General features: G+C 63.3%; 14 protein-coding genes and 1 tRNA gene. 10 read left to right on the top strand and 5 right to left on the bottom strand.

The features are described from left to right. Positions 1-20 precede the first annotated feature (20 nt). The 3 genes from K9F62_00490 to K9F62_00480 all read left to right on the top strand — a co-directional run bounded on the left by K9F62_00490 (position 21) and on the right by K9F62_00480 (position 3,001). Positions 21-1,028, top strand: coding sequence for a radical SAM protein (locus K9F62_00490; GenBank protein ID UJX41217.1), 1,008 nt, complete (start codon positions 21-23; stop codon positions 1,026-1,028). Continuing rightward, on the top strand, positions 1,025-2,164 hold the full coding sequence (locus K9F62_00485) for a hypothetical protein (protein ID UJX41216.1): 1,140 nt from the start codon (positions 1,025-1,027) through the stop codon (positions 2,162-2,164). Before K9F62_00490 ends, K9F62_00485 begins: the two co-directional genes overlap by 4 nt. Before the next feature lie 219 nt (positions 2,165-2,383). Beyond that, on the top strand, positions 2,384-3,001 hold the full coding sequence (locus K9F62_00480; protein UJX41215.1) for a class I SAM-dependent methyltransferase: 618 nt from the start codon (positions 2,384-2,386) through the stop codon (positions 2,999-3,001). Between the two features lie 207 nt (positions 3,002-3,208). Here K9F62_00480 and tolR read toward each other — a convergent pair whose 3' ends face one another. Both tolR and K9F62_00470 read right to left on the bottom strand, forming a co-directional pair. Continuing rightward, on the bottom strand, positions 3,209-3,616 hold the full coding sequence (tolR, locus tag K9F62_00475) for a protein TolR (GenBank protein UJX41214.1): 408 nt from the start codon (positions 3,614-3,616) through the stop codon (positions 3,209-3,211). 2 nt (positions 3,617-3,618) lie between these two features. Further along, complete coding sequence (locus K9F62_00470) at positions 3,619-4,359, bottom strand: MotA/TolQ/ExbB proton channel family protein (protein ID UJX41213.1); 741 nt, start codon at positions 4,357-4,359, stop codon at positions 3,619-3,621. Between the two features lie 566 nt (positions 4,360-4,925). Here K9F62_00470 and K9F62_00465 point away from each other — a divergent pair. After that, the gene (locus tag K9F62_00465; protein ID UJX41212.1) at positions 4,926-5,519 is read left to right on the top strand and encodes a lysophospholipase; all 594 of its coding nucleotides are present in this window, start codon (positions 4,926-4,928) and stop codon (positions 5,517-5,519) included. 199 nt (positions 5,520-5,718) lie between these two features. Here K9F62_00465 and rlmD read toward each other — a convergent pair whose 3' ends face one another. Continuing rightward, positions 5,719-7,068 carry a 23S rRNA (uracil(1939)-C(5))-methyltransferase RlmD gene (gene rlmD, locus K9F62_00460; protein UJX41211.1) on the bottom strand — a complete coding sequence of 450 codons (1,350 nt, stop codon included), beginning with the start codon at positions 7,066-7,068 and terminating at the stop codon, positions 5,719-5,721. 140 nt (positions 7,069-7,208) lie between these two features. On the opposite strand from rlmD, the gene K9F62_00455 reads away from it, so the two are divergent. Continuing rightward, on the top strand, positions 7,209-8,960 hold the full coding sequence (locus K9F62_00455) for a sensor histidine kinase (protein UJX41210.1): 1,752 nt from the start codon (positions 7,209-7,211) through the stop codon (positions 8,958-8,960). Here the strand turns inward: K9F62_00455 and K9F62_00450 are convergent. Then, entirely contained in the window at positions 8,932-9,303 is a 372-nt protein-coding gene (locus tag K9F62_00450; protein UJX41209.1) for a hypothetical protein, read from the bottom strand. The genes K9F62_00455 and K9F62_00450 overlap by 29 nt on opposite strands. 70 nt (positions 9,304-9,373) lie before the next feature. Then, positions 9,374-9,538 (bottom strand): hypothetical protein, encoded by a 165-nt coding sequence (locus K9F62_00445; protein ID UJX41208.1) that lies wholly within the window; start codon positions 9,536-9,538, stop codon positions 9,374-9,376. A gap of 205 nt (positions 9,539-9,743) precedes the next feature. On the opposite strand from K9F62_00445, the gene K9F62_00440 reads away from it, so the two are divergent. The 5 genes from K9F62_00440 to K9F62_00420 all read left to right on the top strand — a co-directional run bounded on the left by K9F62_00440 (position 9,744) and on the right by K9F62_00420 (position 16,857). After that, a complete protein-coding gene (locus K9F62_00440) occupies positions 9,744-11,486 on the top strand; it encodes an NAD+ synthase (GenBank protein UJX41207.1) in 1,743 nt (580 codons plus the stop codon). Between the two features lie 157 nt (positions 11,487-11,643). Beyond that, a tRNA-Thr gene (locus K9F62_00435) sits at positions 11,644-11,719 on the top strand. Positions 11,720-12,122: 403 nt separating this feature from the next. After that, positions 12,123-12,377: a hypothetical protein gene (locus K9F62_00430; protein ID UJX41206.1), complete on the top strand. Its 255-nt coding sequence runs from the start codon at positions 12,123-12,125 to the stop codon at positions 12,375-12,377. Between the two features lie 216 nt (positions 12,378-12,593). After that, entirely contained in the window at positions 12,594-15,638 is a 3,045-nt protein-coding gene (locus K9F62_00425) for a PAS domain-containing protein (protein ID UJX41205.1), read from the top strand. Next, positions 15,628-16,857, top strand: coding sequence for a PAS domain S-box protein (locus K9F62_00420; protein ID UJX41204.1), 1,230 nt, complete (start codon positions 15,628-15,630; stop codon positions 16,855-16,857). The genes K9F62_00425 and K9F62_00420 overlap by 11 nt, the downstream gene beginning before the upstream one ends. Positions 16,858-17,041: the final 184 nt, after the last annotated feature.

Below are 17,041 nucleotides of genomic sequence, written 5' to 3'. Positions count from 1 at the left end.
GCGCGGCAAGGAGTGACGTCATGGAATGCGGCTTTTGCGAGCGACGCTGCCGGCTCGGACCGGAAGGGTACGGCTACTGCCGAATGTACCGGGCCGGGGAAACGGGCGTGGAGGAGCGGTTCCCGGACAGGTGGTGCGCCACGGCCGTCTCCCGGGTGGAAACCGTGCCCTTTTACCATGCCTGGCCCGGGGCGCGCTGCCTCATTATCGGCACGGCCGGCTGCAACTTCGAGTGCCGCTATTGCTCCAACGCCGAAGTGGTCAAGGTCGATCCGGCCGGCCTGACCGACATCATGCTCGAACTGTCCCCCAAGGCGTTGGTGGACAAGGCCCGCAAGCACGGCTGCCACGCCATCGTCTTTTCCGTCAACGAGCCCACGGTTTCGCTGCCAAGCCTCGAACAGGTGGCCCGGGAGGCCAGGGCCGTGGGTATGCCCATGGGCTGCCTGACCAACGGCTATGCCACCGTGGAGGCCACCGAGCGGCTGGCCAAGGTCTTTTCCTTCGTCAACGTGAGCCTCAAAGGGCTGTCGCCGGAGTTCTGTCAGGAATTCCTGGGCGTGCCCGACGCCGGGCCGATCCTGCGCAACATCGCGGCCCTGGCGCGAAAGGTCCACGTGGAGGTGACCACGCCCGTCATCGAGGGCACAAACGATCACGAACTCGACGCCATGGCCGCCTTTCTGGCCGATATCCGCCGCGACATCCCCTGGCACGTGTTCCGCCTGCTGCCGGAATACAAGATGCAACGCGAGGACTACCCCAGCATCGAGGCCATAAGCGCCAGGATCGAGGACTGCGGCCGCCGGCTCGACTACGTCTACTTCCACAATTTCATCGGTTCGCGCTGGGTCAACACCCATTGCCCCTCCTGCGGCACGGTGGTCATCGAACGTCATAGCCTGGGCTGCGGCGGGGACAAGCTCGACACCTTCCACTGCCATGGCGACCTCTGTCCGTCCTGCGGCGCGCGCATCGCCCTGTGCGGCTCCCATATGGCCTGGAACATCAAGGAGGCGACGGCATGAGTCTGGCCATTCTCGACGCGCGGCAATGGCAGCAGGTGGTGGACCTGCAAAGCGGCCGGCCGACCGAGTCGGACGCGCCCGCGACCGAAATGGTCAAAGGGCTCCTCGACCGCCATCCCTTTCCCGGCGACCGCGACCGGGGCAGCAACGCCTGGGTCACGGACACGGCCCTGGACCTGATCGACCGCTACGCCCCGGGGTTCGCCTTCCTGTCCTATTCCCAGCAGTACTATTCCTGCCGCTACAGCCCGCTTTCCCCGGAGGAACGCCGGGAACACGTGGCTGGCGCGTTCGCCGAGGCGGCCCGCTTCGCCGCGGCGTCCGGCATGACCACCGTGCTGGTCGGCACGGGCGAACTTGTGCCGGCCAAGACGCCCATCGACCTGGAAAACCTGGACGGCCTGGCCGTGACCAGCAACTGGTGCGCCCACTATGCCGGGCTCTACGACCTGTCGGCCCGCGACTACGACGCGCTCCGCCATCATCCGAGCCTTTCGCGCATCGTCTCGAAACAGGATATCCTCGACCTCTTCGGCGGCGGCCCGGCCGACGGGGCCAGATTGCCCGAGTACATGGCCGTGGCCGCGACCGGCGGCTATTTTAAGGGCACGTCGCTGCGCCGCCTGCTCATGATCCCGGAGCCGAGCACCGTGATTCCGGTCTCGGCCAACCTCGGCCCCGTCGCCTCCCTCACCGACATCCGGGCGCAGATCCTCTCCAGGCTCGCCGCCGGGGAACGCATGGCCCTGGCCCTTGTCGAGGGCGTGGGTTGCGCGGAATTCGGCGTGCCGGCGACGAGCTGCGCCAACGGCCTGGACTGGTTTCGCTACGAACCCGGCGACGCCCAGTTCCTGGCCATCTCCACCGGCCAACACCCCATCTTCCAGCACAACGGCGGCTACCGCTATTACCTCGACGACGATGAACACAAACCCTACCCGTTTTCCGGCTACTTCACAGAACTCCCTCCCGACACCATCGGTGAGGCCTACAGCGGCCGCAGTATCGCCGTGGGTAACCGCAGCATGTTCATGCACGTGTGCACCGGCTGCGACGTGACCTGCGAATGCTTCGCCCGAAACCTCTACAACCAAGGCCTCATGGCTGTTATCCATCGTCAGGATAAGATGGAATAAGACTATTGGAAACGTGCCGGGGGGAACCCTTTTCTGAAGAAAAGGGTTCCCCCCGGACCCCCTTCCCAAAAGACTTTTACTAAAAGTTAACTGCTTAACATTTATCCAGTTATAAATTCACCCATTATAAACTTTAGGAAGGGGAGAGCGCGAGAGGGGAGAACCCTTTTTAAAGGGTTTCCCCTCTCGCATCCTCTTTCCCCTTCATAAGGATTTCGCATGCGTGATGACGATGTAGCGGGGTTTCTGGCCATTAGCCGGGAGGTGTTCGCGCCGGTCTATCCCTATTATGCCGAGCGCTTCGTGCGGGAATCAGGCCTGACCGGGGGGGGGTGCCTCGACCTCGGCTGTGGCGGCGGAGACCTGGGACTGGCCGTGCTCGGAATGGGGGCGTTCGAGGTAATTTTGTACGACAAGTTGCCGGCCATGTTGGTCGCGGCCCGGGACAACGCGGCCGGGCGCGGCATGGCTGATCGGGTGCGGGTGCTGCTCGGCGATGTGGCCGCGCTGCCGCTGGCCGATGGGTGCGTGGACCTGGTCGTCAGCCGGGGCTCGGTCATGTTTTGGGACGACCTGCCCCGGGCGTTCCGGGAGGTGCGGCGGGTGCTCACGCCGAAAGGGCGGGCCTATCTCGGCGGCGGGCTCGGTTCCCCGGCCATGCGCGAGGCCATCTGCAAGCAAATGGCCGGACGCCATCCGGCCTGGGCCAACGGCGTGCCACCCAAGAGGCCCGGCACCGACCCGGACACCCACGCCCGGATGCTGCGCGCCGCCGGCATCGACGACTACGTCATCGAGCCCGACGACACCGGCCACTGGCTCAGCTTCGGTAAGTAGGGACGGAAGAGTGAAAGAGCCGGGGGGAACCCTTTCTGTAGAAAGGGTTCCCCCCGGACCCCCCTCCCAAAGACTTTTAACAAGATAAAGCTAAGTATATCAAACTGATTCAGCTATAAAATTTAGGAAGGGGAGAGCGCGAGAGGGGAGAACCCTTTTTAAAGGGTTTCCTCTCTCGCACTTTTCCTCGTTCTTTCCCTCCCCATCCTAACTCTTCTTTTCTTCCTCGGCGACCACGCCGAGCTTGTCCACGCCGGCGGCTTTGACCACGCCCATGACCGCAACCACGGTGCCGTAGGGCACGGTCTTGTCGGCCCGGAGAAAGAGTTGCTTTTGCTGGGCGGTCACGAGCTGTCGCACCTGACCTTCCAGGTCGCCGAGTTCCACCTGGTATTTGTCGAGGTAGAGGCTTCCGTCGGCCTTGATGGTCAGGACCACGCTTTCGTTTTCCTTGGGTAGCACGGAAACCGCGCGGGTTTGCGGCAGGTCGACCTGTAGTCCCTGGGTCATCATGGGCGCGGTGACCATGAAGATGATGAGCAGCACCAGCATCACGTCCACGAAGGGCGTGACGTTGACGTCGCCGAGGAATTTTCCCGAGCCGCCCGCCATCATGGCTAGGCCCCTCCGACGGCGTTTTGCGCGACTTCCTCTTGCGACGCGGGGATAGGCGCCCAGCGCACCTCGCGCTGGATGCGATTGAGGAATGCGCCGGCGAAATTGACCAGTTCGCGTTCGATGGTCTGCATGTAGCCGAGAAAGAAATTGTAGGCGATGACGGCCGGGATGGCGACGGCCAGGCCGATGGCCGTGGCGATCAGCGCCTCGGAGATGCCCGGGGCCACGGCGGCCAGGGCGGCGGACTGCATGAGGCCTATGGAATGAAACGAGTTCATGATGCCCCAGACCGTGCCGAAAAGGCCGATAAAGGGCGTGGCGTTGGCGCAGGTGGCCAGGAAGGGCAGGGTTTTCGACAGGTTGCCGAGTTCCTCGGTCACGCCCTGACGCAGCACGCGGCGGATGTTGTCCATGGTCACGCGGCTTTTTTCGACCGGGGGCATGGGGGCTTCTTCCATGCGCACGAGTTCGGCGAAGGCGAGGCGGCCCACGTGAAAGGATGGTGACGCGCGGGACTCGCCGAGTTCCTGCATGGCCGTGCGCAGGCTATCGGCCTTCTGGAAGCGGATGTAATCCCGGGCCGCCTCCCGCTTGGCCCTGGTCAGGGTGAAGATTTTGACCAGGATGATACTCCAGCAGCCGACGGACATGGCCGCCAGGACGCTCAGGACAAAAAGGACCGTCGGCGTGGCGTTGGACAACATGCCCAGCATACCGGCATGCGGCGTCAATCCGTTCATAGGTTTCTCCCTGGAAAATGTGTGATGCGGTATTGGCGCGGCGTTGCGTACGGCGCAAAAAAGGCCATGCACCAGTCGTTTATTTTCGCCTGGTTTGACGGGTAAACATTCTATCTTAATATGAGGGAGTGGTTGGATATCGTCAAGTGACACGCTTTTACTAAAAATAATTCGTGCAGTGGACACGGGGACAAACATGCGTGCGGGGATCGATCCCGGGAAGGGGAGACTACAATATCGCTTCCGCCATATACGCATTTCTGTGTGCCAGGAAATCCGGTGCGCGTAACAGCGGCATGGGCCTGACGAGGTGTCTTCGCCGAGGAGACGGATCGGGCGGGGGGCGCGTTCCTCGGAAGGCAACCGTCCGGGGGGCGGACGGCGACCGGGCGGTGTGCCCGTCAAAAGCCCTTGGCGTCCGGGGGCGTCTCCAGTAATATGAAAAGAAAGACCGTATCGGGTTTGGGTCTCGACGTCACGGTGGGCCGGTTACTCCCCTGCGGGACGTCGGGCATTTTAGGACGGAACCGCGTGAAACAGCGTGTGCGATAGGGAAGGAGGGAACCATGCGAGTGGCTTTTGTGGGAGACTCGCTGACCGTCGGCGTGGGTGATCCCTGCTATCTCGGCTGGGTGGGGAGGCTTTGCGCGGCCGCACCCGTGGCCGGCCTGGAACTCACCATGTACAACCTCGGCGTGCGCTCCGAAACGAGCCGGCACGTCAAGAATCGGGTCGGGCGCGAGCTGCCGTCGCGTCTTCTTCCCCGCGACGAGGCCAGAGTGGTGCTGTCCTTCGGCGTCAACGACGCCAAGGTGGAGGACGGGCGGCGCAAGGTGGAGCTGGCCGAGTCGGTGGACAACCTTTTTGCCTGCGCCACCTACGTGTCCAATCTGTGTCCGCTGCTGGTGGTCGGGCCGCCGCCGGTGCTCGATGCCGCTCACTGCGCACGGGTGGAGGAGATTTCCGACGCCTTTGCCAGGGCCTGTGACGATATGGGCGTAGCCTATCTGGAAATGTACCGGGCGCTCGGCCACGATGCGACCTACCGCAACAGCCTGATTGCGGGCGGCGACGGCTACCACCCCGAAGCCGCCGGCTACGCGGCCATGGCCACGCGCGTCGGGGCATGGGACGCCTGGCGTGGCTGGTTTCGTTGCTGAAGATTCCTTGAAAAACGAGCCGGGGGGAAACTTTTTTGCAAAAAAGTTTCCCCCCGGACCCCCTTTCAAAAAACTTTTACCGGTTACGGCATGTTGCCATTGTTCCACCCATAACCGTTAAAAGTTTTGGGGAGGGGAGAGCGCGAGAGGGGAACCCTTTTTTCAAGAAGGGTTCCCCTCTCGCACGTTCTGCACGCTCTTACCGTAGCCGCAGCTCCGCCACCACTTCGATGTGGGCGGTGTGGGGGAAGAGGTCCACGGGTGTGACCTGGTTGAGTGTGTAGAGGTCGCTTAGGATTTTGAGGTCCCGGGCCAGGGTGGCCGGGTTGCAGGAGACGTAGACGAGCTTGTCCGGCGCGGCGTCCATGACGGCGGCCAGGGTTTGCCCGTCCACGCCGGCGCGCGGCGGGTCGATGGTCACGACCGCCGGCTTGGTCGCGGCCAGATCGGCCAGCACCGTTGCCGCGTCCCCGGCCTTGAACACGCAGTTTTTGCGTTCGGAAAGCTTGGCCGATTTTTGGGCGTCGGCCACGGCCCGCTTGTCCGCCTCCACGCCGTAGACGGTTTCGAAGCCCGGGGCCAGGGCCAGGGCGATGCCGCCGCAGCCGCAATACACGTCCCAGAGCGCCCGGTCCGGGGCCGAGCCGGCCGCCCGGGCAACCACGGCATAGAGTTTTTCCGCCGCCTTGGTGTTGGTCTGGGCGAAGGCGTCGGCCGAGATGCGAAGCCGCACGTCCCCGATGCGTTCCTCCAGGTGGTCGGCCCCGAGGGCGGAGATCTGCCGCTCGCCGATGGCCACGGCCGTGGGGTTGCGGCGCACGGAATGGACGAAACCCGAGACATCGGGAAATCGTTCCAGCAGGCTTTGGCCGAGATGTTGGGAGGCGTCTCCGGCCCGGCGCGAGGGGGCGGTGATCAGGTGGACGAGCCGGCCGCCGGTGGCCAGGGAACGGCGCAGCACCAGATGCCGCCACACACCCTTGCCCGTGCGCGGATCGTAGGCGGCAAGTCCCGTGTCCGCGCAGGTCTCGCGGACAAAGGCCAGGATGTCGCCGACCCGGTCGTCCATGAGCAGGCATTTCTCGATGTCGAGCACCCGGCCCGGGCGCTGGCGTTCGTGCAGTCCCAGATGCAGCCGGCCGGCAAAGGCGAATTCCATTTTGTTGCGGTAGCCGTAAATGTCCGGCGAGGCCACGACCGGGGCGACATCCACGTCCCGAAGCCCGCCCAGGCGGGAGAGGGTTTCCGCCACTTGCTGGCGTTTCCAGAAAAGCTGGGCCGCATAGTCCAGGTCCTGGTGCAGGCAGCCGCCGCAAACGCCGAAATGGGGGCAGGGCGCGGCCACCGCCTGGGGCGCGGGAGTCAGCGTCTCCACCACCAGGGCCTCGACAAACCCTTTTTTGACCTTTGTGACCTTGGCCCGCACCGTCGCGCCGGGCAGTCCGCCGTCCACGAAAACCACCAGCCCGTCCACCCGGGCCACACCCTTGCCGCCAAACGCCAGTCGGTCCACGACCAGCGTCAGTTCCGTGTCTTCTCGCATGTCCATGCCCGGCCTTATGCGCGAGCCCGGCCCCGGACGCAAGGGCAGCCTTGCCGGCACGGACGCTGCCGCATTTTCGACCATCGGTCTAACCAATTGCCTCGGCGGGAAATTTCAGCTAGGTGGTGAAAAGCCGGAGGAGGTCGATGACACGCAAGCATATCCTCATCGCCAGCCTGGTGTGCCTTTTCCTGACCCTCGCCGTGGCCGGCATGGGGTATCGGGCCAAAAACGACATCGAGGCCGTGGTCACCGACCAGTTTAATAACCAGCAGCTTCTTCTGGCCCAGAAGATTGCCGGCGACATCACCGATCATTTCGCCTTCCTGCACACCTGCCTGCAGGGGCTGTCGCTTATGTGGCGCGAGGAAACCGCGGCCGACGCCAAACCGTGGCTGGCCATGCCGGCGTTTTACGACATCTTCGCCCAGTGGAACGTGACGGCGCTCGGGGTGCTGCGCCCGGGCCACGACGCGCCCGTGTTCTACGACGCCTCGGGAACGCCCCTGTCCGCTCCGGGACTTTGCCCCGGCTGGTGCCACGACCTTTTCACCGGTTCCCCCAACATCGGCCGCATTGGGCTCAGTCGCGTGTATTCCCCGGCCAAGGGCCCCCTTGCCGGGCGTATGCTGGTGAACATGACCATGCCCCTGGCGGATGAGTCTGGCGGCGTGGGCGGGTTGGTCCTCGTGGTCGACGCCGCCGCCGTGGCCGCCCGCTACGCCCACGACGTACGCTCCGGCGAGACCGGCTACGCCTGGGTCATCGACGACAAGGGCGTTTTTCTCGACCACTATGACAAGGCCTTCATCGGCCACGATTCCCTGCTGGTGCGCCGGCAGCGCGATCCGGGCATCGACTGGTCGCGCCTGACCTGGCTCATCAACACCCGTGTCCTCAAAGGCGAGCAGGGCACGGACTGGTACATCTCGGGCTGGCACCGGGGCCGCACCGGCGTGATCCGCAAATTCGTGGCCTACTGCCCGGTGCGCCTGGACGCCGGCGAACACCCGGCCAACCGCTGGGCCGTGGCCCTGGCCGCGCCCGAGCAGGAAGTGCAGGGTATCATCGGCCGGCTGGTGGTGCGTCAATGGCTCATCGTCGGGCTGTTCGAGCTGGTGGTCTTCGCCGGATTCGCCATGACCATGCACCTGGCCCTGCGCTGGTCCAAGACCCTGGAACGCGAGGTGGACAAGACCTCGCGGGAACTGCTCGGGGCCCAGGAAAAGCTCATCCGGGCCGAGCGGTTCGCGGCTATCGGCGAGGCGGCGGCGCGGCTGACCCATGAGATCAAAAATCCGCTCATGCTCATGGGGGGCTTCGCCAACCAGGTGCGCCGGCACCTGCCCGAAAAGACGTCCGACGCCGAAAAGCTCGGCATCATCGAGGAGGAGGCCAAGCGCCTGGAATCGCTCCTGACGGAAGTGCGCGATTTCACCCGGCCCGCTCCGCCCCAGATCGAGCCCCGGGATTTCAACGCCACGGTCAAGGAGTCCCTGGCCATCATGGCCGAGGCCCTGTCCTCGCGCTCCATCACGGTCACGGCCCACCTTGACGGGGACCTGCCCCCCGTGCCCCATGACGCGGCCCGGCTCAAGCAGGTCTGCATCAATCTTTTTAAAAATGCCGCCGAGGCCATGGAAGCGGGCGGCACGCTCACGGTCGCCACCATGGCCGTCGGCCGCAAGGCCCGGCTCACCGTGACCGACACCGGCACCGGCATCCCCGACGATGTGCGGCAGCGGGTGTTCGACCCCTTCTGCACCACCAAGGAATCGGGCACGGGCCTGGGACTGGCCGTGTGTCAGCGCATCATCGAGGACCATCACGGCGAGATCGGGTTCACGACCGCCGCCACGGGCACGACCTTTACCGTGGAACTGCCGCTCGGGGCCTGATCCTGATTCCGCCTCCCGTGGCTTGTTCCCGGGACCTGTCCCCTGGCTCGAATCCGGCCTCGTCCAGGCAGGCGAAAAGATGGGGATACACCGCGTCGTCGAGCATGCTCTCGGGTTCGTTGGCGTCGTAGTAGCCGCACCAGATTTCCGTAAACAGACTGTCCGGCAGGCGCGACAGGTCCGGTACGGCGAGCCGGCACAAGACCGGCCGGCCGCGCCACCAGGCGCGGGCCTGATAGAAGTACTGCCCCCGGTGGTTGACTCTGGCCTCGAAACGGTACTCGGCGAGCAGGGCGTTTATGAGGCGGGCTCCTTCGTCGCATGAAAACCCCATGCCGGTCATGGGCTGTCCTCCTTTCCGTCACACTGTCCGGCTGTCCGTTGTCGCCGCACGGCGACCGGCGGGATGCGATTCATTTGATTTCCCCAGACCGTCTTTCCGCAGTGGTTTTGGGGGCCGCAAAATCGGAAGTTTCGCGGCCGTCCGGGGTGTCGGGGTGCAGCCGGGACGGGCCGAAGAAGCGTTTGGCCCAGGTGCCGGCCTGGCGACGCGACGAGATGGATGCTTGGGACTGCATGGATTTCCTCCTTTTTTGGGGGCGACCGGCCCCAGGCCGGCGTATTGGAAGTAGTCTGTATCGATAATGAATTTCAAAGTCAATTATAGTCCGCGACGTTTGAGGGCGCCAAGGCGTCGCGTCGTATCGGGTCCGCTACGGCCTCGGGTTGCCGGCCGGGGCGAGAAGGGCTACGTATGGCCGCAACTTGTCGCAGGAGGTCCGCATGGCCGCGTTTCGCCTGGCGTTGTGCCAGATCAACCCCACGGTCGGGGACGTCGGGGGCAATGTGGCCAAGGTTTTGGCCGGGCTTGACCAGGCCCGCCGGATCGGGGCCGATCTCGTGGTTTTTCCTGAAATGGTCGTCTCCGGCTATCCGCCGGAGGATTTGTTGCTCAAATCCGATTTTCTGGATGCCTGCATGGCGGGCGCGCGGCGCATCGCCGGCAAGGCCCGGGGACTGACGGCGGTTTTCGGCTGTCCGTGGTTCGAGGACGACCTCATAAACGCCGCCATCGTCGCCCATGACGGGGCGGTCGCCGGCATCACGGCCAAGCGCTATCTGCCCAATTACGGCGTGTTCGACGAGAACCGCTATTTCGCCACGGGCCGGGGCAGCGCGGTCTACGACCGGGACGGGTTCATTTTCGGGGTCAGCGTCTGCGAAGACATCTGGTACCCCGGCGGGCCGCCGGCCGAGCAGGCCCATGGCGGCGGGGCAAAGCTTTTGGTCAATATTTCCGCTTCGCCGTACCATCGGGGCAAGGGGGCCGGCCGGGAGCGGATGCTTTCCACCCGGGCCTCGGACAACAGCGCCTATGTGGCCTATGCCAACATGGTGGGCGGCCAGGACGAGCTGGTTTTCGACGGCCACAGCGTCATTTTCGGCCCGGACGGGTCTCTGGTGGCCCGGGGGCGGCAGTTTGCCGAGGACATGGTCGTGTGCGACCTTGATCCGGGCCTGCCCAGGCGGCAACGGCTGCTCGACCCGCGCTGCCGCAAATGGGAGCCCGAGTTGGAACACTGCCCAAGGCGGGTGCCCCTGCCCCATGTCGCCGATTCCGTGCGCGCGCCGCTTGACCCGCCGGCCATGCCGCCGCTTCTGGGCGAGGTCGAGGAGGTCTACCAGGCGCTGGTTTTGTGCACCGGGGATTACGTGAAAAAGTCCGGATTCGGCGGGGTGTGCATCGGGCTTTCCGGCGGCATCGACTCGTCGCTGACGGCGGTCATCGCGGCGGACGCCCTGGGGCCGGAGAACGTGCTCGGCGTGGCCATGCCCACACGGTATTCCTCGGACGACAGCCTGGAGGACGCCCAGGAACTGGCGGAAAAGCTCGGCATCACGTTCCACGTGGCGGCCATCGAGGATATTTTCAAGGCGTTTTTGGGCACGTTGTCCCCGCTTTTCGGCGACCGGCCCTTTGACGTGACCGAGGAAAACCTGCAACCGCGCATTCGCGGCACGCTGCTCATGGCCCTTTCCAACAAGTTCGGCCGGCTGGTTTTGACCACGGGCAACAAGTCCGAGGTCGGGGTCGGGTATTCGACGCTCTACGGCGATACGGCCGGCGGGTTTTCCGTGATCAAGGACGTGCCCAAGACCCTGGTGTATGCGCTGTCGCGCTGGCGCAACGAGCAGGCCGGCACGGACCTTGTGCCCGCGCGGGTGCTGGTCAAGCCGCCGACGGCGGAACTGCGGCCCGATCAGAAGGATTCGGATTCGCTGCCGGAATACGACGCCCTCGACCCGGTGCTGGCGGCCTATGTGGAGCGGGGGCTTTCGCCTGCGGCCATGAAGGCGGCCGGGATGGACGCGGCGGTGGTGGACCGGGTGACGCGGCTTGTGGACAGAAACGAGTACAAGCGACGGCAAAGCCCGCCCGGGCCGAAAATCACGCCGCGCGCCTTTGGCAAGGACTGGCGGCTGCCCATCGTCAACCGTTACGATCCGCATAAAAATGGGGACTGAGGCGGCGTAACGGACGGAAGGCGTCTGGGAGCTTTTTGAGCCGGGAAGGGCAGGCGCTGGTCTCGCGGATGCGACCGAGCAGGGCGGAGTTGAGTCAGGTGTCAAAACCGGCTTGACGCCCTGTGACGCCGCGTGTATCAAGCATTCCCTCACCTGTGCCAGCGTAGCTCAGTTGGTAGAGCAGCTGATTCGTAATCAGCAGGTCAGGAGTTCGAGTCTCCTCGCTGGCTCCAGATTTCAAGGGGTTAGGACCGATGGTCCTGGCCCCTTTTTCGTTTTTCAGCGGGCCCTGCCTGTTGGCATCGTTGGCGGACCCGATTTATCCGCGATCTCCCTCTCCCCATTTTTCTCACTTTGCCTGTACGCCGGTGCTGATTTTCTGAAATAGTATGTAATTTCAGTGTGTTGACAAATTTTGAACGAATTTGAACGCGGATTTTACATGGATCATATGTCATTCCGATAGGATGCGGCGAATTCGTCGGATTTTGAAATTTTGGGATACGGGGCTGGGCCGTGGTGCAGGCGAAATGGGCCAGAGGATGAGTGGGGGGCGAGGCGCGACACAATGCGCAGACGGCTGACCGCCATCAAGCCAAGCCGTTACAGCGGCAAAGCCCAGAGCGCGACAAGCTCTTGGCCGAGTATCGGGCCTGCATGGCCGAGCGGAGAAAAGCACTATCAGCCCTTCGCGAACAAAGGGCGTTGCGCCTGGAAACAATCGAGCGGACCTGGAAACGTCAGCCCCAGGAGATTGAAAAAATGGCTCTGACCAAGCGGGACCGCGACGACCGGCTCAAAGAAGCCAGGCAGCACGAGGCAAAGCTCAGACGCCAGCTTGGCCGAAAAATGGACAGGAAACATGAAAAGATCCGAGAGGCCTTCCCCTGAATCAAGGCGTGGTTTATGCGTTTGCCCCCGTACTTGGACGATGAGAATCCGCTCATTGTCCACCGCTCCCAAACGCTGCCTGGAATGCAAGAGGAATACGTTTGGTGCCACTCCTGACCAAGTCAGGATGGGGGCGTTGCGGGGGCAACCCCAGGTTTCCCTCGCAAGACAAGTGTGGAACGGGTATATATGAAATGAGCACGGAGAGTTCGCATCATGACAAAGAAAAAGGCCGTACCGCAGCAGCAACACGCAGCCCAGCCAATGATCGACAAGGCCGAAACGGATTCGCCTCGGGAGCCCGGAGCAATCTTTCCCATCGTGGGCATTGGCGCCTCGGCCGGGGGGTTGGCGGCTTTTGAAGCTTTTTTTTCCGGCATGCCTGCCGAGACCGACCCGGGAATGGCGTTTGTCCTGGTGCAGCATTTGGCCCCTGACCACAAGAGTCTGCTGACCGAACTCATCCGCCGTTATACCCGGATGCAGGTCTTCGAGGTCGAGGACGGGATGGAGGTGCAGCCTAACTGCGCCTATATCATTCCGCCCAATCGCGACATGGCCTTTCTGGGCGGCAGGCTCCAGCTCATGGAACCGGCCGCGCCACGGGGGCAACGCCTGCCCATCGACTTCTTCTTTCGCTCCCTGGCCCAGGGGCTGCGCGAGCGGGCCATCGGCATCGTGCTCTCGGGCACCGGCAGTGACGGCGCCCAGGGCGTCCGGGCCATCAAGGGCGAGGGCGGCATGGTCATTGCCCAGACTCCCGCCACGACCGAGTACGACGGCATGCCGCGAAGCGCCCTGGCCACCGGCCTCGTGGACTACGCGTTGCCGCCGGCCGAGATGCCCGCCCAGATCAGCGCCTATGTGGCCCATGCCTTTGGCAAGCCCCAGTTGGCGGCGGCCGCGCCAAGGCATACGACCGAAAACGCGTTGCGAAAAATATGCATCCTGCTGCGCGCCCAAACGGGGCACGATTTTTCCCAGTACAAACCGAGCACCATCCATCGCCGCATCGAGCGGCGCATGGCCGTGCATCAAATCGCCGCGCTCGATGCCTATATTCGGTATTTGCAGCAAACCCCGGCGGAGGTGGAAGCGCTCTTTCGCGACCTGCTCATCGGCGTGACCAGTTTCTTCCGCGACCCCGAGGCGTTCAAGGCGCTTGAGCAGCAGGTCCTCCCGAAGCTCTTTGCCGACAAACCCGCTGGTTCCCTGGTCCGTGTCTGGTCAACGGGCTGCTCCACCGGAGAGGAAGCCTATTCCATCGCCATCCTCCTGCAGGAGTATCTGGAGACCACGCAGCAACGTTACGTGGCGCAGGTTTTTGCCACCGACATTGACAGCCAGGCCATCGCCACGGCCCGAAGCGGATTGTATCCGGCCAGCATCGCCGCCGATGTCTCGCCGGAACGGCTGGCCCGCTTTTTTACGGCCGAGGCCGACGGCAGTGCCTATCGCATCCATAAAAGCATCCGCGACATGCTGGTTTTTTCCGAGCAGGACGTGATCAAGGACCCTCCTTTTTCCAAACTCGACTGCATCCTCTGTCGCAACCTCCTCATCTACATGGGAGGGGAACTGCAAAAAAAACTCATCCCCCTTTTCCATTACGCCTTGGCTCCCCGAGGTTTTCTCTTTTTGGGCACCTCGGAAACGGTGGGGGATTTTGGGGATCTTTTTGCCGTCCTGGATCGCAAATCGAAGATATATCAGCGCAAGGATGACCTGCATGGGCGACAACTCCTGGCCGTGGGCCGGTTTCTGCCCCCGCTTATGGCGCTTGACGCATCGCTCCCGCGGCCCGTCGCCAAGGAGGCCGATCCCGCGAAACTGCCTCTGCGTGAACTGACCGAGCAGGCCCTGTTGCGGCAGATCGCCCTGTCGGGCGCGCTGGTCAACGCCCGTGGCGACATCCTCTACCTGCATGGGCGCACGGGCCGATACCTGGAGCCCGCGCCCGGGGAAGCCGGGGTCAACAACATCCTCAAGATGGCGCGAGAGGGGTTGCGCCGGGAATTGAGCACGGCCCTGCACAAGGCCCGGTCATCCAGGGAAACCGTACGCAGCCAGGCGCTTCGCGTGAAAACCAATGGGGACTTCACCTCGGTCGACCTGACGGTTTGTCCGGTGGCGGCAGGCCAGGTCGTGGTTCCCGACGCGCCCCTGTATCTGGTCATCCTGGAGAGTTCGCCGCATTTGGACCATGAGCAGGCGCAACAAGCCGTACTCCCGAAGCCCGGCCATGGGGCATGTGAATCGGTCCAGGCGAGTGATGCCGGTGTGACGGCGCTGCGACAGGAACTGCGCGCCAAGGAAGAATATCTCCAGACCGCCATCGAGGAGCTGGAAACATCCAACGAGGAACTCAAATCCTCCAATGAGGAAATGCAGTCCATAAACGAAGAGCTGCAATCCTCGAATGAAGAACTGGAAACGTCCAAAGAGGAATTGCAATCCGTCAACGAGGAGTTGGCCACCGTCAATGCCGAACTGCAAAACAAGCTGATCGACCTGTCGCAGGCCAATAACGACATGAGCAACCTGCTTGCCGGGACGGGCATCGCCACGATCTTCGTGGACCATCGGCTGTGCATCCTGCGTTTCACCCCGGCCGCCACCCGGATCATCAACCTGCTCCAGGTGGATATCGGGCGACCGGTCGGGCACATCGTTTCCAATATGGTGGGTTATTCCAGCCTGGTTGCCGACGTGCAATCGGTGTTGGCGACACTGATTCCCAAAGAATTGGAAGTGCAGACGATGGAAGGGAAATGGTACACGATGCGTATCCTGCCCTACCGTACGCTCGACAACGTGATCGAGGGGGCGGTGCTCACCTTTGTCGACATCACCGAAATGAAGAAGTCGCATGCGCTCTTGCGGGAGGCCCATGACCAGCTCCGCCTGGCTGGAATTGCGCGGGATTCGCAGGACGCCATTGCCGTACTGAGCATGGACGGGTATATCATGGCCTGGAATCCCTCGGCGCAGCGCCTTTTCGGCTGGACCGAGGACGAGGCTTCGGCCATGAACATCAGGGACATGATTCCGGAGGATATCCAGACGCAGGAACTGGAGAACATGCGGCGGGTGGCGGGGGGCGACATGCAGGTGCCCTATGAGACGCGGCGCATGACCAAGGACGGACGGACTTTGCCTGTATGGCTGACGGCCAGCTTTCTGGCCGACGCGGCCGGTCATGTCTATGCCATGGCGGTCACGCAACGCATTGCCCAGGGAGGCTCGGCTCATGATGGATAAGTTGCGGCGTCAAGCCGAAGCATTGGCGCGGGCGGACGCTGCGACAAACGAGGCCCACCTTTCCCCCGAGGAAATGCGGCAGGCGCTCCACGAACTGCGCGTGCATCAGATCGAACTGGAGATGCAAAACGAGGAGCTGCGCCGGGCCCAGGTGGAACTGGACGTCGCCCGGGCCCGCTACTTCGATCTCTACGACCTCGCTCCGGTAGGGTATTGCACGGTGAGCGAGCCAGGGTTGATCCTGGAGGCCAATCTCACCGCCGCAACGCTGCTTGGCTTCCCCCGGGGAGAATTGGTCGGGAAGCCTTGGACCCGGTGTATTCACAAGGATGATCAGGACGTTTATTACCAGCGACGCAAAAAACTTTTTGAGACCTCCGTGCCGGTCGCCTACGAGTTGCGCTTGAGGAAAAAGGACGGAGGCGAATTCTGGGCGCAACTGGCGGCCAGCATCGCCCAGGATGCCGGAGACGCTCCCGTATGCCGCATCGTGATGCAGGACATCACGGAGCGCAAGCAGGAGGAACAATTTCGAGAGAACGCCGAACGCATCATTCAGCACGACATCAAGGGTCCCCTTATAAATCTCTTCAGCCTGGCACAGTTGGTCATGGGTGGGGTGAACGACATCTCCATGATGCAGGCGTTTCCTCAGATCATGCTCGGCATTCGGCAGGTGATCCACCTCATCAATTCCGCCGAGCCCTTGCGGCGAATGGAGAAAGGTGAATACACACCGGCCAGAAAGCCGGTTGAAATCTATCATATCCTCGACACCGTGAAAGAATCCCTGGCGGTATTGTCCACACAGAGCAAGGTGGGCATCGTTCTCCAGGCGGCGGCTTTGGATTGCTCACCCGGGGGACCGCAACTCTGCGGGGAAGCCTTTCTCATCGAAGACATGTTCATGAATCTGGTGAAAAATGCCGTGGAGGCCTCGCCCAGGGAAGGGCTCGTCACCATCTCCTGCCAAACAGTGCCGGGTGCGCTGCGCATTGTCATCCGCAATGCCGGCGCGGTGCCGGAAGCCGTGCGTGGTCGGTTCTTCGAGAAGTACGCCACGTCCGGCAAGACTTGCGGTACGGGCCTGGGGACATACAGTGCGCAACTCATCGCCAAGGCGCACGGCGGTCGCATCGAGCTTGCCACCTCCGAGGCCGAAGGGACCAGGGTGACCGTTGTGCTCCCTTGCCCGCCGCAGGGCATTCCCGCGGCCTGAACGCCGCCCGGCGAGCCGCGTCGCCCACACGACCGGAAGCCTTGCGCCCCTCGCCTCCAGCCTGCCAGCCCTTTCGTCCGAAAAACACCGCAGCCGGGTTCCCCGGAGGCGTTTGCCACTCGTTCATGGCGCGATTCCTTTCGCCAATCCCGACAGCAAGGCGGTCCAAGGGCAAGGCGCGGCC

It is taken from the genome of Desulfovibrio sp. JY, from assembly GCA_021730285.1.
In the GTDB taxonomy this organism is placed as follows: domain Bacteria; phylum Desulfobacterota; class Desulfovibrionia; order Desulfovibrionales; family Desulfovibrionaceae; genus Solidesulfovibrio.
The sequence above is the reverse complement of the archived record's forward strand: the minus strand, read 5'-3'. Positions and strand labels throughout refer to the sequence as shown.